17 protein-coding genes are annotated in these 19981 nt (G+C 62.2%); 6 read left to right on the top strand and 11 right to left on the bottom strand.

Going from position 1 to position 19981, the window contains the following annotated elements; translation table 11 throughout:
• Positions 1 to 21: 21 nt before the first annotated feature.
• Positions 22 to 888 carry a pirin family protein gene (locus tag EL255_RS10335; protein ID WP_042654796.1) on the bottom strand — a complete coding sequence of 289 codons (867 nt, stop codon included), beginning with the start codon at positions 886 to 888 and terminating at the stop codon, positions 22 to 24.
• Between the two features lie 118 nt (positions 889 to 1006).
• Here EL255_RS10335 and EL255_RS10330 point away from each other — a divergent pair, with 118 nt between their 5' ends.
• Positions 1007 to 1915 carry a LysR family transcriptional regulator gene (locus tag EL255_RS10330; protein WP_042654797.1) on the top strand — a complete coding sequence of 303 codons (909 nt, stop codon included), beginning with the start codon at positions 1007 to 1009 and terminating at the stop codon, positions 1913 to 1915.
• A 431-nt stretch (positions 1916 to 2346) separates the two neighbouring features.
• A complete protein-coding gene (locus tag EL255_RS10325; RefSeq protein WP_170176005.1) occupies positions 2347 to 3564 on the top strand; it encodes a S1 family peptidase in 1218 nt (405 codons plus the stop codon).
• A 119-nt stretch (positions 3565 to 3683) separates the two neighbouring features.
• Here the strand turns inward: EL255_RS10325 and EL255_RS10320 are convergent, their stop codons facing one another.
• From EL255_RS10320 to EL255_RS10305, 4 genes are all read right to left on the bottom strand, one after another.
• Entirely contained in the window at positions 3684 to 4013 is a 330-nt protein-coding gene (locus EL255_RS10320) for a YbaB/EbfC family nucleoid-associated protein (protein WP_042654799.1), read from the bottom strand.
• 115 nt (positions 4014 to 4128) lie between these two features.
• Entirely contained in the window at positions 4129 to 6729 is a 2601-nt protein-coding gene (dnaX, locus tag EL255_RS10315; RefSeq protein WP_042654800.1) for a DNA polymerase III subunit gamma/tau, read from the bottom strand.
• 182 nt (positions 6730 to 6911) lie between these two features.
• On the bottom strand, positions 6912 to 7457 hold the full coding sequence (apt, locus tag EL255_RS10310) for an adenine phosphoribosyltransferase (RefSeq protein ID WP_042654801.1): 546 nt from the start codon (positions 7455 to 7457) through the stop codon (positions 6912 to 6914).
• Positions 7458 to 7589: 132 nt separating this feature from the next.
• Complete coding sequence (locus tag EL255_RS10305; protein WP_042654802.1) at positions 7590 to 7967, bottom strand: YbaN family protein; 378 nt, start codon at positions 7965 to 7967, stop codon at positions 7590 to 7592.
• Between the two features lie 233 nt (positions 7968 to 8200).
• Between EL255_RS10305 and dusC the strand changes: the two genes are divergently transcribed.
• Both dusC and EL255_RS10295 read left to right on the top strand, forming a co-directional pair.
• Positions 8201 to 9145 (top strand): tRNA dihydrouridine(16) synthase DusC, encoded by a 945-nt coding sequence (dusC, locus tag EL255_RS10300; RefSeq protein ID WP_042654803.1) that lies wholly within the window; start codon positions 8201 to 8203, stop codon positions 9143 to 9145.
• A 96-nt stretch (positions 9146 to 9241) separates the two neighbouring features.
• Positions 9242 to 9610 (top strand): TraR/DksA family transcriptional regulator, encoded by a 369-nt coding sequence (locus EL255_RS10295; protein WP_042654804.1) that lies wholly within the window; start codon positions 9242 to 9244, stop codon positions 9608 to 9610.
• A gap of 275 nt (positions 9611 to 9885) precedes the next feature.
• On the opposite strand, the gene EL255_RS10290 is transcribed toward EL255_RS10295, so the two are convergent.
• Positions 9886 to 10542, bottom strand: a complete 657-nt coding sequence (locus EL255_RS10290; RefSeq protein ID WP_042654805.1) for a response regulator transcription factor — start codon at positions 10540 to 10542, stop codon at positions 9886 to 9888.
• A gap of 242 nt (positions 10543 to 10784) precedes the next feature.
• On the opposite strand from EL255_RS10290, the gene EL255_RS10285 reads away from it, so the two are divergent.
• Both EL255_RS10285 and EL255_RS10280 read left to right on the top strand, forming a co-directional pair.
• On the top strand, positions 10785 to 11024 hold the full coding sequence (locus tag EL255_RS10285) for a PilZ domain-containing protein (RefSeq protein WP_042654806.1): 240 nt from the start codon (positions 10785 to 10787) through the stop codon (positions 11022 to 11024).
• Between the two features lie 80 nt (positions 11025 to 11104).
• Positions 11105 to 14611, top strand: coding sequence for a beta strand repeat-containing protein (locus tag EL255_RS10280; RefSeq protein ID WP_048823228.1), 3507 nt, complete (start codon positions 11105 to 11107; stop codon positions 14609 to 14611).
• A 140-nt stretch (positions 14612 to 14751) separates the two neighbouring features.
• Here EL255_RS10280 and rnd read toward each other — a convergent pair whose 3' ends face one another.
• The 5 genes from rnd to tsaB all read right to left on the bottom strand — a co-directional run bounded on the left by rnd (position 14752) and on the right by tsaB (position 19946).
• The gene (rnd, locus tag EL255_RS10275) at positions 14752 to 15864 is read right to left on the bottom strand and encodes a ribonuclease D (protein WP_042654807.1); all 1113 of its coding nucleotides are present in this window, start codon (positions 15862 to 15864) and stop codon (positions 14752 to 14754) included.
• 84 nt (positions 15865 to 15948) lie between these two features.
• On the bottom strand, positions 15949 to 17625 hold the full coding sequence (fadD, locus tag EL255_RS10270; protein WP_126623320.1) for a long-chain-fatty-acid--CoA ligase FadD: 1677 nt from the start codon (positions 17623 to 17625) through the stop codon (positions 15949 to 15951).
• Positions 17626 to 17823: 198 nt separating this feature from the next.
• Positions 17824 to 18666: an alpha/beta fold hydrolase gene (locus tag EL255_RS10265; RefSeq protein WP_042654809.1), complete on the bottom strand. Its 843-nt coding sequence runs from the start codon at positions 18664 to 18666 to the stop codon at positions 17824 to 17826.
• 2 nt (positions 18667 to 18668) lie between these two features.
• Positions 18669 to 19184: a Slp family lipoprotein gene (locus tag EL255_RS10260; protein WP_042654810.1), complete on the bottom strand. Its 516-nt coding sequence runs from the start codon at positions 19182 to 19184 to the stop codon at positions 18669 to 18671.
• A gap of 48 nt (positions 19185 to 19232) precedes the next feature.
• On the bottom strand, positions 19233 to 19946 hold the full coding sequence (gene tsaB, locus EL255_RS10255; protein WP_042654811.1) for a tRNA (adenosine(37)-N6)-threonylcarbamoyltransferase complex dimerization subunit type 1 TsaB: 714 nt from the start codon (positions 19944 to 19946) through the stop codon (positions 19233 to 19235).
• Between the last annotated feature and the right edge of the window lie 35 nt (positions 19947 to 19981).

Below are 19981 nucleotides of genomic sequence, written 5' to 3'. Positions count from 1 at the left end.
CATCAAGCACGCCGCTGAGGATCAATGGGCGATATTGGCGAAGCGTCCGCTGTTGAAGTCATCGATCGCCTGAGTGATCTCCTCCTGCGAGTTCATGACGAAGGGGCCATAGCCCACGATCGGCTCATCGATGGGTTCACCGCTGATCAGCAACAGCACGGCCCCCTCGCGGGTCTCAAACTGGACGTCACTGCCGCGGGGATCCAGCAGCACCAGCTGTGCCTCGCCCGCCTCCTCCTGACCATTGATGCGCACCGATCCCTTGAGCACCACTATGGCCGTGTTCCAGCCATCGACCGCGGGGAGCAGCAGGCTGGCCCCGCCCTTGAGCCGCAGATCCCAGACGTTCATGGGCGAGAAGGTGCGGGCGGGCCCCTGCCGACCGGCGTAGTCGCCCGCGATGAGGCGCACGCTACCCGCCCCGTCGGGCAAGGCGACCTCGGGGATGCTGTCGCTGCGGATGGCCTGATAGCCCGGCGCCGACATCTTGTCCCTGGCGGGCAAGTTGACCCAGAGCTGCACCATGTCAAGGGTACCGCCCGCACGGGTGAAGGCCTCCGAGTGGAATTCCTCGTGCATGATGCCGGCGGCGGCGCTCATCCACTGCACGTCGCCTGGGCCGATCACGCCGCCCTGGCCGGTCGAATCGCGGTGGGCGACCTCCCCCTCATAGACGATGGTGACCGTCTCGAAGCCGCGGTGCGGATGCTGACCCACGCCACGGGCATGGTCGCCGGGCTCGAATTCCGCCGGCCCGGCCCTGTCCAGCAACAGGAAGGGGCTGAGCGCCTTGCCGTGGCTGTGGTACGAGAACAACGAACGCACCGGGAAACCGTCGCCAACCCAGTGTTGGCGAGGTGCACTGTAGATACCGATAACTTTTTTCATGATGCTCTCCAAGGTTGCCGCTCCGAGATGGTGGCGTTGGATACAGTCTGCATATAGAACGATATTCGCGGTAGGCGTATTATTTGACGTCAGAGTCCTATTTTGTGAACGATAAGCGATGCAACAAGACCTCAACGATCTCTATTACTACGTCCAGGTGGTGGATCACGGCGGCTTTGCCCAGGCCGGCAGGGCGCTCGGTATGCCCAAATCCAAGCTCAGTCGCCGCATCGCCATGCTGGAGGAGCGGCTGGGGGTGCGGCTCATCCAGCGCTCGACCCGCAGCTTCACGGTCACCGAGCTGGGCCAGGCATATTATGCCCGCTGCCGCGCCGTGCTGGTCGAGGCCGAGGCGGCCCAGGCCGTAATTGAATCCACTCATCAGGCTCCTTGCGGCCTGGTGCGGCTCTCCTGTCCGCTCGACCTGCAGCATGCCCATGTCGGCAGCATGCTGGTGGCGTTCGCCCTGCAGTATCCCAGCGTCAGCGTGCAACTGATCGGGGTGAACCGGGCGGTCGACGTGGTGGCCGAGGGGTTGGACATGGCGATAAGGGTGCGGCCGCTGCCGCTGGAAGACAGCGATCTGGCCATGCGGGTGCTGGGCCATGCGAACCAGTACCTGGTCGCCAGCCCAATCCTGCTCGAGCGGCATGGGGTGCCACGGGCCCCCGCCGATCTGCTGTCCTGGCCCAGCCTGGGGCACGGGCCCAGTATAGAGGGTCATCACTGGACGCTGCAGGGGCCGGAAGGGGCACAGGTGAAGCAGCATCACAGCCCCCGTTTTGTGGCGACCGACATGCAGACCCTGCGCCAGGGGGCGATCGACGGCGTGGGAGTGGTGCAGTTGCCCGCCATGATGGTGCGGGAGCCCCTGGCGGACGGCCGGCTCATCCGGCTGCTGCCGGACTGGGCCCCTCGCCGGGAAGTCATCCACGCCGTCTTCCCCTCGCGCCGGGGACTGCTGCCCTCAGTTCGCGCCCTGATCGACCATCTGGTTGACTGCTTCAGGCCGCTGGAGGAAGAGTAAGCCCAGGATAAATGCCCACCCTTCTCTATCTGGGCCAGCGCGGCCCTCGCCAGGAGAGACTGGGAATTGGGTGGCTGGCCACCCTTACCTCACTCCCTCACCGCCACGCCGGCGCTCGCCCTTATATGGCGATCTTTGCCCGGCGCGGGCAGCACCCACCCACATGGCGAATTGATATCAAGCAGAATAATAAGCGGCTAGCCAGGGTGACCGATATTCGTTGCTGGCTGAATTTACCATGCAATATATAAGCATCATTTTAAGGTCGTTTTATACACCATCGATGATGTTATCATTAAATGAATAAACAAATAAATATTTAAAACCACCGCGCCGATCACGATATTCAAATGACTCACCGCTGTATCATTTAATACATTCGCAGATTCATTATTAATAACAAAAGAGACAGTAATATGCTCGATACCAGCATGAAGACATTATCGCTGACCATGTTGTCATTATTTGCATCCGTCGCCCATGGGCAACAAGCCGCTGTGCCGCGTATTCTCGGCGGGACCACCACCCCGGCGCCCAGCTGGATGGTGGCCATCGGCAACGACAGCGACGGTCAGTGGCGCAATTACTGTGGCGGCACCCTGATTGCCAAGGACTGGGTGCTCACCGCCGCCCACTGTCTGGAAGAGGCCAAGCTCGACGGCATGCAGGTGGCCATCGGGGTGAGCGATCTCAGCAAGCCTCATGCGCGCATCAGGGTCGATCAGATCATCATGCATGACACTTATCTCAGCGGCTTCATCAGAAATATCGGTACCGGCCATATGGAGGCCGACTCGGATATTGCGCTGCTGCACCTGAATACCGCCAGCAAAAATAATACCCTGCCCATCTCCGCCAAGGAGACGCCCGCAGATTATAATAACGGCTCTCGTTTTTCGGCCTGGGGATATGGCGGAATTAATCCCAACACCAGCCTCACCAGCCCGCAATTACTGAGAGTCGAGCTGGCATTTCAGGGGTTCAGGGATCGCTGGATGTATGACAATACCCAGACTCATATCTTCGCCGGGAATATAGTCGGCCAGGATACCTGCCGGGGCGACAGTGGCGGCCCCCTCACCGACCAGAGCGGCCTCATCGGCATTACCAGCTATGGCAGTCAACGCTGCGGCCTGGGACAGCCAGGGGGCTATACCTTCGCACCCCTGTTCAGAGACTGGCTGGCCGAGAAGATGAACGCCGTCAGCCTCACCAGCCATCAACTGGTTGCCCTGCCCGCCGGCCAGCACAGCTGGGTCAGCTATACGGTGCTCAACGGATCGGCCGAAGCGATCACCCTGAACGGCGCCACCACCGACGCCCCGGCCATGCGAAACGAGTGCCCGTCCGTGCTGGCGGCAGGCGAGCAATGCCGCATCAAGCTGCGCTTCGATGCGAACTTCACGCCGGACACCTATCAGCTCTACCGGTTGAGACTCAACGCCACCCAACCCAATGGGGCCAGCCAGCGTCTCGATGCAAGCCTCATCGCCGTCACCACCCCGCGACGCGAGACCGATGCGGCCATCGCCGGCGGTTCCTCGTCCGGCACTGAGTCGTACAACGCGGCGACCACCTCCTCCGGTGGCGGCAGCATAGGGCTGCTCGGCCTCCTGTTGTTGCCGCTGGCATGGCGCCGCAGAACCTGAGTTCCCCCACAGTTACCAAACGCTGATCAATAAAAAGGCCAGAGCATGGCTCTGGCCTTTTTCATTCTGGTTCCCCTCGAGCCGCAAGATAGCGCGGTCGCAAGGGTGAACCCACTGGCTTAGAACGGCATCTTGAAGCCCGGGGGCAGTTGCATGCCACCGGTCAGCTCGCCCATCTTGCTCTTGTTCTGCTCTTCCACCCGGCGAACGGCATCGTTCACGGCGGCGGCGACCAGATCCTCGATCATCTCCTTGTCATCTTCCATCAGACTCGGATCGATCTCGATGCGGCGCACGCTGTGGCTGCCGGCCATGGTGACCTTGACCATGCCAGCACCGGCTTCACCGACTACTTCCATCTGGGCAAGCTGCTCTTGCATCTTCTGCATGCGCTCTTGCATCTGTTGGGCCTGTTTCATCAGGTTACCCATTCCACCTTTACCAAACATAGGTCGTCTCTCGTCTTGAAATCCGGCATCCAGCGCCGGGCTGTGGGTTTGTCTGTCCTGAATATGGGGACAGCCACGCTGCGTTTCAACCGGGAGCGGGCTCCCGGCATGGGATTTAGCGACTCAGCGGCTCTATGCTCTCTGGGTGGAGCACGGCCCCGAATCGCTGTTGTAGAAATTGTACGTTGGGATCCTCGGCCAGATCCCGGCTCACCTGCTCACGCACCCCCAGATAGAGGCGGTGCTCGATCTCGAGCGGGGTCTCCCGCGCCGGATCCGTGCCCAGCGTCACCTCGACTCGCACCGACTCTCCAAGCTCTGGGCCTATGATCTCGGCCAGATCGGCAAGGGCCCGATCGCTGACCAGATGGCGCTGCTCGGGCTTGAGGATAAGCGACACCAGCGCCCCCTGCCGGGTCATCACCGAGTTGATCGCCAGCTGGCGCAGCCGGCCACCGACCCCGGTGCGGGCGATGAGCTCGGCCCAGGGATCGCCGCAGTTGACCAGCAGGGAGGACGGAATAAGCCTCGCGACCTCCTCCCCCTCCTCCGGCTGGGCTTCGCTCTCCAGCTCATCCCAGTCGATGGTCTCCATCAGGGGGGCCGCTGACTGCGACTCGCTTTGCTCGGCGGCGGGCACCGGTATCGGCGCGACAGAGGTGGGCGTGTCGATTTTCGCAGCGGGCACCCCATCCAGATCCCAGGGGGGCAGATCGTCCGGGTTGGGACGCGCCCTTTGCGGGGCAGTCTGCTGCTGGCTGGGGGCCGCTCGAGCCATTGGTGGAGGGGCCACCGGCGCTATCGTGGGGGCAGTGGCAACGCCGTCACCAAAGCCCTGGCTCAGGTACTCTTCGTAATCGTTGCCGCCGTCCTCATAGGCATCGAGCGGCGGCAGCTCATCATAGTCCATCTGGGCCGCAGCATAGGCAGGCACTGGAGCCGCAGGCTGCCTGGCAGCGGCGGCCGGAGTCGCCGGTTGCACCTCAGGGCGCTGGGGCGCCACCGGCTTGGTCGGTGCCACCCGAGGGGAGGCTGTGGCCGTCGCCCCGGGCTCAGCCCGCAGCCGGCTGCGCAGCAGGTTGCGCTTGCCCAGCAGGCTCTGCATGCTGGAGGCAGCCGACGGGGCAGCCTCCAGCGCCGGAGTGACGGCCAGGGGCTCCGGGGCGATCGCCGGCAGAGGCTCATGGTACGAGGGCCCGGCCTGAGACGGCTCAGTCGGCGCCGCCTCATAGGTTTCCACCAAGGCGCGAGTCTGCTCGAGTGACTCGGGCCTGGCCGCTGGCACCTCATACCCCATCCGCTGCGCCTCGTGCAGCAGCTCGTCCTGCTCGGCAAACAGTTGCGCACTCGGCTCATCGTCGAGGCTGTCCTGCTCGCTGGCATCGACCGCGGCGGCCGTGACGGCGGGTGTTTCTTCCATGGCCGCGGCCTGCGCCGCTACGGCGACCGGGGCGCTAGTCGGCGCAGCCGGTCGGACCGGCGTGGCGACGGCCTGGTTCGGGGCTGGCTCAGCCCCGTGAGGCTTTCCCAAGGGGGCCGGTGCGGCCTCCCTCCCTGCGGCTGGCATGGCCACAGGGAGTCCCGCCATGGACGGGGGCAAGGCCGTCAGGTTGGCGGGGTGCAGCGGCTCGCGGCGCGGCGAGAACGCCAGCATCCGCAAACAGGTCATCTCGAGGGCGGTGCGGCCATCCGGCGCCCAGGGCAGATCCTTGCGTCCCCCCAGCACTATCTGGTAGCAGAGCTGCACCTCTTCCGGGCTCATGGCGCCCGCCAGCTGCAGCAGGGCATCGGCATCCGCCCCCTGCTCCTGCACGCTGGCAGGCAACAGCTGCGCCATGGCGACGCGATGGAGCAGGGCCTCCAATTCGGCGTGGAGCTGGTCGAAATCCGGTCCCAGGGTGGCGATCTCGGTGATCTTGGCCATGGTGGCCGGGGCATCCTGGCGCAGGATGGCCTCCAGCAGCTGGTGCAGATGATGGTGGTCGAGCGTGCCCAGCATGGTCAGCACGCTGTCCAGACGCACGCTGCCGTTGCCATGAGCCAGCGCCTGATCGGTCAGGCTCAAGGCATCGCGCATGCTGCCATCGGCCGCCTTGGCCAGGGCCAGCAGGGCCCGCGGCTCGAACGGCTGGCCCTCCTGATCCAGCACCCACTCCAGCTGTTTGGCGATCTGGCTCTGATCCAGACTCTTCAGATGGAACTGCAGGCAGCGGGAGAGGATGGTGATGGGCAGCTTCTGCGGATCCGTGGTGGCCAGCAGGAACTTCACATAGGGGGGCGGCTCTTCCAGGGTCTTCAGCAGCGCATTGAAGCTGTGCCGGGACAGCATGTGCACCTCGTCGATGAGGTAGACCTTGAAGCGGCCGCGGGCCGGGCGGTACTGCACGTTGTCCAGCAGCTCGCGGGTGTCTTCCACCTTGGTGCGCGACGCCGCATCGATTTCCAGCAGATCGACGAAGTTGCCCTGATCGATCTCGCGGCAGGTATCGCATACGCCACATGGGTGGCTGCTGATCCCCTGCTCGCAGTTGAGGCTCTTGGCCAGAATGCGGGCAATGGTGGTCTTGCCGACCCCACGGGTGCCACTGAGCAGATAGGCGTGATGCAGCCGTCCCTGATCCAGGGCATTGGTCAAGGCGGTCAGCACATGTTGCTGGCCAACCACTTGTTCAAACGTATGGGGGCGCCATTTACGCGCCAGAACCTGATAGCTCATAGATCTCGATGCTGGGAAAACGAGGCATTGAGGCAGGATGCTAACACAAATGCGGGGCGGGCTGTATCGGCTATCGGCCGCTTGGGGAGGGATCGCTTGATTTTCAAACCGGTGCCGCTGGGGCACCGGTTTGGGGGCGAACGGCAGACGGACGAAGCCTGCACGCCGCGCTGGCGGGAGCCTTACTCGCCGGCCAGTTCGACCAGCGAAACCACCTTGATGCCGGCCGCCGTCAGGCGGGCATCGCCCCCCAGGGACGGCAGGGAGATGATGAAGGCCGCATCGGCTACCTCACCACCGGCACGGCGGATGAGCTTGACGGTCGCATCGACGGTGCCGCCGGTGGCCAGCAGATCGTCGACCACCAGCACCTTGTCACCGGGCACTATGGCGTCGGTGTGCAGTTGCAGGGTGTCGGTACCGTATTCGAGGGCATAGGACTCCTCGATCACGGCGCGGGGCAGCTTGCCCGGCTTGCGCACCGGCACAAAGCCCAGGCCCATGGCGAAGGCGACAGGCGCACCGAAGATGAAGCCGCGGGCCTCGGTGCCGACGATTTTGGTGATCCCTTGATCACGATAATGCGCAGCCAGCAGATCGATGGTGGCCTTGAAGGCCTCGGCGTTCTCGATCAGGCTGGTGATGTCGCGAAACAGGATGCCCGGCTTCGGATAGTCGGGAATGGTCTTGATGCTCGCTTCGATAAATTTCAGGGTATCCGGATTCATTATTTGACCGCTTATTTTTTGAGCCCTGATGTGGCGTCTCTTGCGATGCCGCCAGTGGGCAATAAAAAGGCCCGTCATGCAAAAAATGACAGGCCGACTCCATAGCATTATTGCCGCAATAGCTTAGGGATTTCACTTCTCCATTGCAACTGGCTCCAGCACCGGCAGGCGCATTAACCAGGTGAGCAGGATCACCATTATGGCAACCAGCAGCAGGCGTACCCAGGGCATGGGTACCACCAGCAGCGACACCGAGAAGGAGAGCAGAATGAAGATGATGGCCCGGCGCCGGGCATGACGACGAATGCCGCGATACTGCTGCCAGTCGACGATGGGCGGCCCGAACCAGGGATGGGCCAGCAGCCAGCGATGGAAACGGGGGGACGAGCGGGCAAACAGCGCCGCCGCCAGCAACATGAACGGCGTGGTCGGCAGCAGGGGCAAGACGATTCCGACTATGCCCGTGGCAAATGCTGCCCAGCCAAGGGCCATCAGACACCAACGCTTCATTCGTACTCCTTTTCAGTGCATCTTCGCCTAGCCTAGCAGAGTTGCCCCAGACGCCGACAGCGTCTCCTTCTTCTCTCTTCTCCCTGTTTTGGACGGAGCGCTACCTCCTCGCCCCCATACCATCTGTCTTTGGCCGATCTCCCCTGCCCCCACCGTGGGCAAAAGGCTGACAGCTTCACCTATTCCCTCTACAATCTGCGCTCTTTTTTCTCCCCTTGTCTTCGGAAGCAGCTATGCGCGTTATTTTGGCCCCCATGCAGGGGGTGCTGGATCACCTGATGCGGGAGGTACTCACCTCCGTCAATAATTACGACCTCTGCGTCAGCGAATTTATCCGGGTCGTCGATCAGCTGCTGCCTGCCAAGGTGTTCTATCGTCTCTGCCCCGAGCTGCGCCAGGATGGCAAGACCCGTGCCGGCACCCCGGTGCGGGTGCAGTTGCTGGGCCAGCACCCCGAATGGTTGGCCGAGAACGCGGTGCGCGCCATCGAGCTCGGCTCCCCCGGGGTCGATCTCAACTTTGGCTGCCCCGCCCCCACGGTGAACAAGAGCAAGGGCGGCGCCGTCTTGCTCAAAGAGCCCGAGACCATCCACCGCATCGTCAAGGCGGTGCGCGAGGCGGTGCCTGCCCATCTGCCGGTGAGCGCCAAGATCCGCCTCGGTTACGATGACAAGGAGCTCTACCTGGACAATGCCCATGCGGTCCATCAGGCAGGGGCCGACGAGCTGGCGGTGCATGCCCGCACCAAGCGCGAAGGCTACAAGGCGCCGGCGCACTGGGAGTACGTGGATGCCATCCGCCGCGCCCTGCCCATTCCGGTGACCGCCAATGGCGAGATCTGGCACCATGCCGACGCGCTCGCCTGCGCCAGGGTCTCCGGCTGTGATGCCCTGATGGTGGGGCGCGGCGCCATCTCCCTGCCCAATCTGGCCAACGTGATGAAGACCGGCTGTGCCCACATGAGCTGGGCCGAGGTGCTGCAGCTGATGGTGGGTTATACCGAGCAGGATCTGGCGAGCGAGAAGGCCGACTACTACCCCAGCCGGATCAAGCAGTGGTTCAGCTACCTCAAGCGTGAATACCCCCAGGCCGACCTGCTGTTTCGGGATATTCGTCTGCACAAGGAGACGGGACCTATCCGGGAAGCATTGCTGCAAGCCGCGAAAACTGTGAGCTAACCGACCTTTACTTGACTCATGTCATCTTGATAAACCACTCGATTCCCTATACTGACCGAGTTTTATAATTCGTCTGTGGGGGCTGTTGTGTGTGAAATGACGCAAGCCCAGTTGGCCGAATGGCGTGAGCGCCTGCAGGCCGACTGGGCGCATGTAAGAGAAGAACTGATAGGTCAGCTCAAGGCCTGTCGGCGTGATGAATGGGCGGAGAAGGTGGATCATTGTGAGCATGATCAGCTGGTGGAGTTGACCAGTCGCCTCGACTTGCCGAAGGTAGAGCAGAGCGTGGCGCACCTCAAGCGGCTCGACGCGGCGCTGTGCCAGATGGACTTGGGCCTCTATGGCCTCTGCTCCGATTGTGAGGAGCCGCTGGCCATTGCCCAGCTCGAGCAGGATCCAACCCTGCAACGCTGTCCCCGTTGTGAGACCCGCTATCGCAAGGGATTCCACGCCCACGAACTCTGATAAGGATGCACCTCAGTGCATCCTCTCTTCCAGATTGACCAACATATCCCACCATTAACCGCAGCCTGACTGCCGAGCATGATGAAACCGCGCCTGCGGCCTCTTCATCACGCCAGGATCAGCCCCTCCCCGCCTGTCCGAACAGCGCTGCTGGGGCTGGTAATGGCTACGCCTTGCTCGAGGCCCTTGGTACTGGCTAATCAAGGGTAAAATCGGTGCTGCCCGATGGCGAGGCTTGTGGATACTGACTCGCCACCCTGGGCCGGGCGGCTCTGTCATCCGGTCAGGGCATGCTTCTGCGCGTAGGCATACAAGCCCACCCGGTTACGTACCCCCAGCTTGGCGTAGATGGAGGTCAGGTGGTTGCGCAAGGTGTGTTCGCTGATGTTGAGGCGCTCCGCAATCTCCAGAGTGCTCGCATCCAATCCCAGGGTGATGGCGGCTATGGTCTGCTTCTCCTTACGGGTCAGCCGTGCGATCTTCTCCTGCTCGGCATGACTCGTGCCCTGCTCCCTGACGACAGCCATCAGGATGCGCTCCGTCGCGGCGCGATCGACCCAATACTCTCCCCCATGCACCTTCTGGATGGCCTTGCACAACACCTCGATCGGCTCGTGCTTGCTGATGGCACCACAGGCCCCGGCCAATACAGCCCTATCCTGTAACTCGAACTCATCACGGGTGGAGAGGGTGAGTACCCGTACGTTAGAACCGGACAGCAAGGCGGGGATCTGCTCTATGCCATTGCGGCCATCCAGATCGAGCAATGCGACATAGCTCTTGTCACTGTCGATCCACTGGGCGACCTCGGAGGCATGCGCCACCGAGGCGATGAGTTCCATCTGATCCGGCTGCGCGGCGATCATCTCTCGCAGGCCCCATGCCACGATCGGCAAGTCGCAGATCAAGATGACGTTGACTCTGGTATCCATACCCTGGCTCCTCTTACCGCCGACGGCGGCGTTGCAAGCAATCCCCTCGCGTTATGGCTGCTTTTTCCCCCTTCTCAAACTAGTCGAAATGTCCTGCTTTTGTCCTAAATCGAACGACTCTTTTTCCCGGATAAATAGGCCAGATTTTTCCATTTTTCGGCCCCCTCTTCTGGCCTAGGCTAAACCCCATGACAAACACATCGAACGGCAACGCGCGTCGATATGAACGCGTCCAGGTGGTGATGCCAATACGGCTCGCAGGCCAAAGCGGCTTCACCAGGGACATCAGCGTCGGCGGCTTCTATCTGGAAGTGGACGACACCGACATTCATGACGGTGAAATCTGCTTCGAGCTCGATCTGGGGGCGGCGCACAGGACCATGAAGATGCAGTGCCGTGGCCAGGTGGTGCGAACGGAACATATCGGCGGCCTGATAGGCGTCGCCGTAAAGATCAGGGAACTACAACTGTTGGTGAATTAGGTTTTCGAGTCGTCGAAACACGCCGTTCGGACGGATAGCCAACGAGGTTGTTTTTTATCATAGGTTCAAGGAGAGCAGACATGGCCACCACAACGACCAGCAGCGGAACCGTTACCTCATTCTCTAACAGTCCCCAAGCCAAGGATGACACTTTCACTACAGGCCTCATCGACGGGCTGAGCGGGAGTCTCATCACCGAAGATCTCGTGGGCGTCGTCTATCTGGATGTCATGGCCAACGACCTGGGCGGCAACGCGAAGACGCTCTGGTCACTGGACAACGCGGAGAGTTTGTCCACCGCCACCAAGAGCTATGCTCCCACCGATCTCCTCACCCAGGACACCGCCAGATTCGAAGACGTCAGCAATGACACCAGCCTGAATGGCGCCAGGATCTGGATCACCACGGATGGCAAGGTCGGCTACGATGCCGGCACGCTGTCGGTAGCGTTCAAAAACGCCCTGCAGGCGCTCTCGGCAGGAGAGACGCTGAGCGACACCTTCACCTATTCGATCCGCCTCGGGAATGGCACCCTGAGCTGGGCCACCGCACAGGTCTCCTTTGCCGGCAGCAACGATGCGGCGGTCATCACCGGCTCCAGCACCGCCAGCCTGACCGAGATCAACGTAGCCCAGAGCACCGGCGGCAACCTCGACGCCACCGACGTAGACAGCTCCAACGCCTTTGTCGTCCAGACCAACGTGGCCGGCATCAATGGTTATGGCACCTTCAGCATCGATGCCAGCGGTGCCTGGAGCTACACCATGAACGGTGCCCACGACGAGTTCGTGGGGGGCGTCGACTACACCGACTCGATCACCGTGGCCACCGCCGACGGCACCAGCCGGGTGTTGACTGTGACGATGCACGGCACCAATGATGCGGCGGTCATAACCGGCTCCAGCACCGCCAGCCTGACCGAGACCAACGCCGCCCAGAGCACCGGTGGTAACCTAGACGCCAGCGATGTGGACAGCTCCAACACCTTTGTCGTCCAGACCAACGTGGCTGGCATCAATGGTTATGGCACCTTCAGCATCGATGCCAGCGGCGCCTGGATCTACACCATGAACGGTGCCCACGACGAGTTTGTGGGGGGCGTCGACTACACCGACTCGATCACCGTGGCCACCGCCGACGGCACCAGCCGGGTACTGACGGTGACGATGCACGGCACCAACGACGCTGCGATTATTACTGGCTCTATCACCGCGGAGCTAACCGAGACCAACGCCGCCCAGAGTACCGGTGGCAACCTCTACGCCAGCGACGTGGACAGCTCGGCGGACTTCGTGCCACAGACCAACGTGGCCGGTAGCAACGATTATGGATCCTTCAGCATCGATGCCAGCGGCGCCTGGACCTACACCATGAGCAGCGCCCACGACGAGTTCGTGGGGGGCGTCGACTACACCGACTCGATCACCGTGGCCACCGCCGACGGCACCAGCCGGGTACTAACGGTGACGATGCACGGCAGCAACGATGCCGCCATCATCACCGGCTCCAGCACCGCCAGCCTGACCGAGGCCAATGCCGCTCAGAGCACCGGTGGCAACCTCGACGCCAGCGACGTGGACAGTTCCGCCGCCTTCGTCATCCAGACCAACGTGGCCGGCGGCAACAACTATGGCACCTTCAGCATCGATGCCAGCGGCGCCTGGACCTACACCATGAACGGCGCCCATGACGAGTTCGCGGCCGGGCAGGACTACACCGACTCCATCATCGTGGCCACCGCCGACGGCACCAGCCAGGTGTTAACGGTGACGATGCACGGCACCAACGATGCCGCCATCATCACCGGCTCCAGCACAGCGGAGCTAACCGAGACCAATGCAGCGCTGAGCACCAGTGGCACCCTGACCAGCGACGACGTCGACAATCCGGACAATGCCTTTAACGCCAGCACCACCCTGGGCACCATAGGCAACTTCGCCATCGACGCTGCTGGCGCCTGGACCTTCACCGCCAACGGCGCGTTCGATCAACTGAATGTCGACGAATCCGTCTCCGAGACCTATCAGGTCACCAGCGTCGACGGTACCCCCAGTACAGTGAAGATCACCATCACCGGCGCCAACGATGGTCCGGTGGCCATGGTTGACACCGCCACCGGTACCGAAAATCAGACCCTGACCATTGACGTATTGGGCAATGATACCGACATCGACGACGGCCATGCGTTCACGATCAACAGCGTCAATGCACCATCCGACAAGGGCACCGCCAGCATCCTGGACAACAAGGTGGTGTTCAATCCGGGCTCAGCTTTCGACCATCTGGCGCAAGGTGTGCAAGAGTTGGTGACACTCAGCTATTCAATGCAGGACGAGCACGGGGCGACCTCAACCAGCACGATAGACATCACCATCACCGGCAGCAACGATACGGCGGTGATTGCCGGCGTTGCGACGGGCAACGTTCAGGAAGATACCAACGTCGTCGGCGGGCTGCTGAATACCAGTGGTTCACTGACTGTCAGCGATGCGGATACCGGTCAATCAGGCTTCCTGGCCCAGCCAACGGTGGCCGGAATCTACGGTACCTTCACGCTCACGGCGGCGGGCAACTGGGCCTACTCGGTGAACAACAGTCTGGCGGTGATCCAGGCCTTGGGCACCGGGCAATCGCTGCTCGACAGCTTCGTCGCCCACTCACTCGACGGCAGCGATTCGCAGTCGGTACAGGTGACCATCCAGGGGCTGAACGACAACACCGCACTCACCGGCACGACGGGTAACAACAATTATGACTTCAGCGCCACGGGCAGCGGGGTCTATACGATCACCGATCCGGGCGGTAACAACGATGCGATCCGGATCACCGGGGACAACAGCAAGCTGACCACGCTGAATTTCGAGCGATCCGGTAACGACTTGCTGATCGATGTCGGCAGCCAGGACATCACAGTACTCAACCATTACGGTGCATCAGGCAATGCGGTCGACAATATTACCTTCGCCGCCGGACAGAGCTATTTCGGTTATGCACTGGCCGGTACCTACAGCATCTTCTCCGGCAGCAGCTTTGACGCCGGCAACGGCAGCAGCAACGATGTGGTCGCCGGCACCTCCGGCAACCAGACCATCGATGGCGGCGGTGGGGCCAGCGGCCGGGACCTGTTGTTTGGCAATGCGGGCAACGACACGCTGTCCGGGCAGAACGACGACGACTTGCTGATCGGCGGTGGCGGCAACGACATTCTGAGCGGCAGCGACGGCAACGATCTGCTGATCGGTGGCACTGGCAGCGATTCTCTCACCGGCGGTGCAGGCGCCGACCGCTTCGCCTTTGCCGAAGCGGACCCGCTCAACCTGGACACGGTACTCGACTACAGCTTCAGCCAGGGTGACAGCCTCGATCTGTCGACGCTGCTCGACAGCAATTTCGTCAGCGGTAGCCAGGTCTCCGACTTCGTCCAGGTGGCGCAAACCGGCAGCAACATCAGGGTACAGGTGGATACAAACGGCAGCGCCGGTGGGGCCAACTTCGTCGACGTGGCGACCCTGAGCGGCTATGGCACCAGCGGGGCCGACCTGATACGCACCTACTTTGAGGGTGCCGAACATCAGTTGAGTGCCTGATCTGTCACGGCGAAGAACATGTGCTCTTCGCCCTTTCCCCTTGCCGATGGCATGCCGCCAGCATGATAACAAAAGAGCCCCAAGTGCCATTCACACTTGGGGCTCTCTTCATGACTCAACGCCGATCAGGCAACCGGGGCTTATTGCGCCAGCAGGTGACCCACCAGCTCATGGCGCCAGCCTTGCAGCAGCATGGGCTTGTCGGCGCGGGCGCGCTCCTCCTCGCTCATACGCCAGCTCCAGGTGAAGTACTGGTGGATGATCTTCTTGCTGGCCACCAGCTCAGGCGGGATGTTGCTGGCCTTGGCCTTCTCTTCCACCATGGCCTTGATGCGCTTGAGCTCGGCCTTGTACTGGGGGAAATCCACCAGCCGGCGAATGGGCTCTGGCCAGCTCGAAGGATCGCTCTGCTGGGCCGCGGCGACAATATCCAGCATCCGCTTGCCGTGGATCTTGATCTCGATGGGGGCCAGCCCCAGCTCGTTGAGGTCGCGCAGGGAGGTCGGGCGACGCTCGGCCACCTTGAACAGGTGCAGCTCCTTCACCACGAAGTTCAGGGCCAGATCCCGGCGCACCGCCTCTTTCTGGCGCCAGGCGGCCAGCTCGCGCAGGATGGCGAGTTCACGCCGCCCCAGCTGCCAGGCGTTGATGATCTCGAGATAAGCCTGCAGGGGATCGCTGCCCTGGGTCTTGCGGGCGGAGTGGTTCTGGCACTCCTGCTCGAACCAGGCGAACTTGCCGCTCTCGTGCAGTCTGGCCATCACCTTCTCGTAGAGTGGCATCAGGTAGAACACATCCGCCGCCGCGTATTCGAGCTGACGCTCGGTGAGCGGGCGGGCCAGCCAGTCGGTGCGGGCCTGATCCTTCTCCAGCTCCACCCCGAGGAACTCCTTGACCAGGGCGCCGAAGCCCACCGAGACGCCGTGCCCCAGGAAGGCCGTCGCCAGCTGGGTGTCGTGCATCCGGTTGGGCAGATGGCCCGCCTGATGCTGGATCAGCTCCAGATCTTCACCGGATGCGTGCAGTATGGCGATCTGCCCTGCCCGGCCGAGCCGTTGCCACAGGCCGGACAGCTCCAGGGTCAGCGGATCCAGCAGGGCCAGCCGCTCGCCATCGTAGATCTGGAACAGGCCGAGCTGGGGATAATAGGTACGGGTGCGAACGAATTCGGTATCGATGGCCAGGGGAACGTCGGCCAGGGAAGCGAGATACTGTTCCAGTTCGGCTTGCTGTGAAATGAGTTGATATTGCATCTTTGCCTGCACGTTGGTCGGGGCCCAAAAAAGAAAAAACCGTGGCATGACCCACGGTTTTGCATGACATCGGCTGTCTGCCCGTTACTGCTTGGCAATCTCCTCGTCGCGCAGCACGCGGCGCAGGATCTTGCCCACATTGGTCTTGGGAAGTTCGTCACGAAATTCTACCAGTTTCGGCACCTTATAGGCAGTCAGATGTTTGCGGCAGTGGGCAATAATCTCGTCTTCCTGCAGTTTTGCATCTTTCTTGACCACGAAGATCTTCACCAGCTCGCCGGAAACCTTGTGGGGCACGCCGACGGCGGCCACTTCCAGCACCTTGGGATGCAGCGCCACCACGTCTTCTATCTCGTTCGGATAGACGTTGAAGCCCGAGACCAGGATCATGTCCTTCTTGCGATCGACGATCTTGAAGAAGCCCTGCTCGTCACACACGGCGATGTCACCGGTGCAGAGCCAGCCATCCTGCATCACCTCGGCGGTAGCCTCGGGTCGCTGCCAGTAGCCAGTCATCACCTGGGGGCCGCGCACCTGCATCTCGCCAGGGGCGCCGAGCTCGGTGATCACCTGGCCGGCATCGTCCACCAGACGGATGTCGGTGGAGCAGACCGGCAGACCGATGGAGCCGTTATAGTCCACCAGATCGTAGGGACAGACGCTCACCAGCGGCGAGCATTCGGTCAGGCCATAGCCTTCCAGCAGCGGGGTATCGGTCAGCCCCTTCCACTGCTCGGCCACCGCCCGTTGCACCGCCATGCCGCCGCCTATGGTCAGCTTCAGCCCGGAGAAGTCCATGCTCTGGAATTCCCCGTTGTTGACCAGGGCGTTGAACAGGGTGTTGACCCCGGTGATGCAGGTGAAGGGGTACTTTCTGATCTCTTTGACGAAGCCCGGGATGTCGCGGGGGTTGCTGATAAGCAGGTTGTTGCCCCCCAGGCGCATGAACAGCAGGCAGTTTACGGTCAGCGCGAACACGTGGTAGAGCGGCAGCGCGGTCACCACGAACTCCTTGCCCCGCTCCAGCACGGGGCCATAGACCCCGAGGCACTGCTCGACGTTGGCGATCAGGTTGCGGTGAGTCAGCATGGCGCCCTTGGAGAGGCCTGTGGTGCCGCCGGTGTATTGCAGGAAGGCGATGTCCAGGTTGCTGATCTCGGGTTTGATGTATTGCAGGTAGCGCCCCTTGGCCAACGCCTGGCGCATGGTGCTGGCGTGCGGCAGGTTGTATTTGGGCACCAGCTTCTTGACGTACTTCACCACGAAGTTGACCAGGGAGCCCTTGGCCAGCCCCAGGTTGTCCCCCATGCGGGTCAAGATCACGTGCTTGACCGGGGTGTCGTGCACCACTTTTTCCAGGGTATGGGCGAAGTTGGAGACGATGACGATGGCCTTGGCGCCGGAGTCCTTGAGCTGATGCTCCAGCTCGCGTGGGGTGTAGAGCGGGTTGACGTTGACCACCGTCATGCCGGCCCGCAGTATGCCGAACACGGCGATGGGATACTGCAACAGGTTCGGCATCATCACCGCCACCCGATCGCCCTTGCCGAGCTTGAGCTCGTTTTGCAGATAGGCGGCAAAGGCGCGGGACTGCTCCTCCAGCCGACGATAGGTGATGGTCTGCCCCATGTTGACGAAGGCGGGCTGATCGGCAAACTGGCTCACCGACTCTTCAAACATCTCGACCAGAGAGCCGTATTGGTCTGGATTGATCTCGGCGGGAACCCCTTCCGGATAACGCTTCAGCCAGACTTTGTCCACGAACTTCTCCTGCATAACTAGCACCTGTGCGCTCACTGTGTTGCCTCCGTCCCTGTTCACATCCAATTCAATCAGCTGTTTTAAGCTCATGCTCTAATGCCGCACATAGTTACATAAGGCAACATCGATTAACAGCAAATTAACAAGGCGAAAGTGTGAGGGAGAAAGCAAACCTGGAATGATGTAAAGCCGCTGATTCTAACGGCTCTGGCAGAATTTTTCGATATAAACGGCGGTTTGGACTGAATTTTCCATGTGGAAATGGTGATTTCCTGCCACCACCGCCATCTCTATCTGCCCGAAGGCCCCCGCCCGCAGCTGCCACTGCTCGAGCAGCGTCGCAAAGCCCTGCTCTCCCCGGATGAACAGCACCGGGCAGACGATGGCCCGGATCAGCGCCAAGGCCTGGCCCTCGCTCATGCGCAGCGGCGACAGATCCCGCAGCCGCGGATCGCTGCGCCAATGCCAGCGCCCGTCCCGCGCCATCAGCTGCCGCTCGCAGATGAGTCGCGCCGCGCTCGGGGTAATGTCTGCCACCTTGCAACGGGCGGCCACCGCTTCGTCGAGGGAGGCAAAACCATTGGAGGCCCGCTCGCGGGTGCGGCTGCGATTCAAGATCGCCTTACGTAACTGCGCCGGCACCGCCTCATCGGGCTGGCTGAGGGGCCCCAGCCCCTCCAGCATGACGAGCCGCGCCACCTGCTCGGGAAAGACCCCCGCATAGGCACTGGCAATGAGCGCCCCGAGGGAATGGCCGAGCAGCATGAAGCGCGACCAGCCGGCGGCCTGACTCAACTGATAAAGATCGTCCAGCCAGTCGACGAAGACATAGGGGGTCGACTTGTGATCCGAGTGACCGTGCCCCGGCAGATCGACGCAGATCAGGTGGAACTCGGCGAGATGAGGGGCAAGGGGCAGGAAGCTGGCGCCGTTGTCGAGCCAGCCGTGCAGGGCGATCAGCAGCGGCTTGCCCTTCTGATCATTGTCCAGCAGGGCGATGTGGCGCCCGTCATCGAGGGTGATGGACCGCTCGCGCATCATCATCAGCGGTAGAAGCGGTGACGCGGCCAGAAGGGATCGTAGAAGGGGTCGTAGAAATAGGGATCCATGTAGCGGATCTCCACCTCCTTCACCGGCGGCCACAGCTTGCTGGCGGTCACCTTGAGCACCGAGAAGCGGTACTTGTGGCTGCCGATCTGGCTGTCCACCGGCGCCGCCAGGGTGCCGAGCACCGTCAGGCTGCGCCCCTTGGCATACAGGGTCGGATCGACGAAGCCCTTCATGATGGCGAGGAAGCGGCCAGGGCTCTGCTCGGTCTGCTCCGGCACACCGTTGGCCTTGAGCGGCAGGTAGACGACCTCGATGACGCTCTGATCCTGCTCGTTGTGTACCGCCGAGATGACCCCGCTCCAGCGGGCAGGCTTGCCATCCATGCCCTGCAGCGCAGGTTGATAGGCCACCAGCTGATCCGCCGGCTCATAGGCCAGCTCCTTGGGCACTGTGCTGCACGCGCTGAGCAGCAGCCCCATCATCCCCAACATGATCGTGCGTTTCATCATTCGCCTCTCCTCATCCGGATCCTCAGGCGACTCGCCCGCGGTCCAATACTATTCGCGACCCGGCAATTTCTTCCAGGTCACCTTGTCACGCAGATAGACAGGGCTGGCCTGCTCCACCGGCACCGCCTCACCGGCCAGCCAGGCGGCACGCGCCAGCGGCAACATGTCCAGCGCCGCCGGGAAACGCACCTGCTGGCTGATGACCAGCGCCTCGGCCAGCCCATTGAGCTGTTCGCCATAGGTCTCGAACCCCGTACCCACCGCCAGCCAGCGCCCCGGCAGGGCACCTTCGCCAGTCAGCTCGCTCACCAGCCGGGCCGGATCGCTCACCACCTCCTCGCCCACCAGCCGCATGCAACCGGCCTGCAGCTCATAGCGACCGAAGTAGACTTCGTTCATGCGCGCATCGATGGCGCTGAGCACGCTATCTGCCCCCTCCAGTCGATAGACCCCCTGCGCCATGGCCGCCAGGGTCGAGATGCCGATGAGCGGCACCCCGGCGCCGAAGGCCAGTCCCTGCGCCACGCTGATCCCGATCCGCACCCCGGTGAAAGAGCCGGGGCCGCGACCGAAGGCGATGGCATCGAGTTGGTTCAACGATAGTCCGGACTCGTCTAACACAGCCTGAACCATGGGCAAGATTTTACGGGTGTGATCCCGCGGCGCCTCTTCCCAGCGGGAGAACAGCTTGTCGCCCACCAGCAGCGCGGCGGAGCAGGCTTCGGTGGCGGTATCAACGGCCAGGATCTTCAACTCGTTCATGCTCTCTAATCTCTATAAAATCAGTCAATTACATA

The organism is Aeromonas encheleia, assembly GCF_900637545.1.
GTDB lineage: Bacteria > Pseudomonadota > Gammaproteobacteria > Enterobacterales > Aeromonadaceae > Aeromonas > Aeromonas encheleia.
This window is presented reverse-complemented; position numbering and strand designations above follow the sequence as displayed.

What these genes read in the sequence shown, in the direction of transcription:
- EL255_RS10335 (WP_042654796.1), bottom strand. Translation starts at nt 888, where the DNA reads ATGAAAAAAGTTATCGGTATCTACAGTGCACCTCGCCAACACTGGGTT.
- EL255_RS10330 (WP_042654797.1), top strand. Translation starts at nt 1,007, where the DNA reads ATGCAACAAGACCTCAACGATCTCTATTACTACGTCCAGGTGGTGGAT.
- EL255_RS10325 (WP_170176005.1), top strand. Translation starts at nt 2,347, where the DNA reads ATGAAGACATTATCGCTGACCATGTTGTCATTATTTGCATCCGTCGCC.
- EL255_RS10320 (WP_042654799.1), bottom strand. Translation starts at nt 4,013, where the DNA reads ATGTTTGGTAAAGGTGGAATGGGTAACCTGATGAAACAGGCCCAACAG.
- dnaX (WP_042654800.1), bottom strand. Translation starts at nt 6,729, where the DNA reads ATGAGCTATCAGGTTCTGGCGCGTAAATGGCGCCCCCATACGTTTGAA.
- apt (WP_042654801.1), bottom strand. Translation starts at nt 7,457, where the DNA reads ATGAATCCGGATACCCTGAAATTTATCGAAGCGAGCATCAAGACCATT.
- EL255_RS10305 (WP_042654802.1), bottom strand. Translation starts at nt 7,967, where the DNA reads ATGAAGCGTTGGTGTCTGATGGCCCTTGGCTGGGCAGCATTTGCCACG.
- dusC (WP_042654803.1), top strand. Translation starts at nt 8,201, where the DNA reads ATGCGCGTTATTTTGGCCCCCATGCAGGGGGTGCTGGATCACCTGATG.
- EL255_RS10295 (WP_042654804.1), top strand. Translation starts at nt 9,242, where the DNA reads ATGACGCAAGCCCAGTTGGCCGAATGGCGTGAGCGCCTGCAGGCCGAC.
- EL255_RS10290 (WP_042654805.1), bottom strand. Translation starts at nt 10,542, where the DNA reads ATGGATACCAGAGTCAACGTCATCTTGATCTGCGACTTGCCGATCGTG.
- EL255_RS10285 (WP_042654806.1), top strand. Translation starts at nt 10,785, where the DNA reads ATGCCAATACGGCTCGCAGGCCAAAGCGGCTTCACCAGGGACATCAGC.
- EL255_RS10280 (WP_048823228.1), top strand. Translation starts at nt 11,105, where the DNA reads ATGGCCACCACAACGACCAGCAGCGGAACCGTTACCTCATTCTCTAAC.
- rnd (WP_042654807.1), bottom strand. Translation starts at nt 15,864, where the DNA reads ATGCAATATCAACTCATTTCACAGCAAGCCGAACTGGAACAGTATCTC.
- EL255_RS10265 (WP_042654809.1), bottom strand. Translation starts at nt 18,666, where the DNA reads ATGATGCGCGAGCGGTCCATCACCCTCGATGACGGGCGCCACATCGCC.
- EL255_RS10260 (WP_042654810.1), bottom strand. Translation starts at nt 19,184, where the DNA reads ATGATGAAACGCACGATCATGTTGGGGATGATGGGGCTGCTGCTCAGC.
- tsaB (WP_042654811.1), bottom strand. Translation starts at nt 19,946, where the DNA reads ATGAACGAGTTGAAGATCCTGGCCGTTGATACCGCCACCGAAGCCTGC.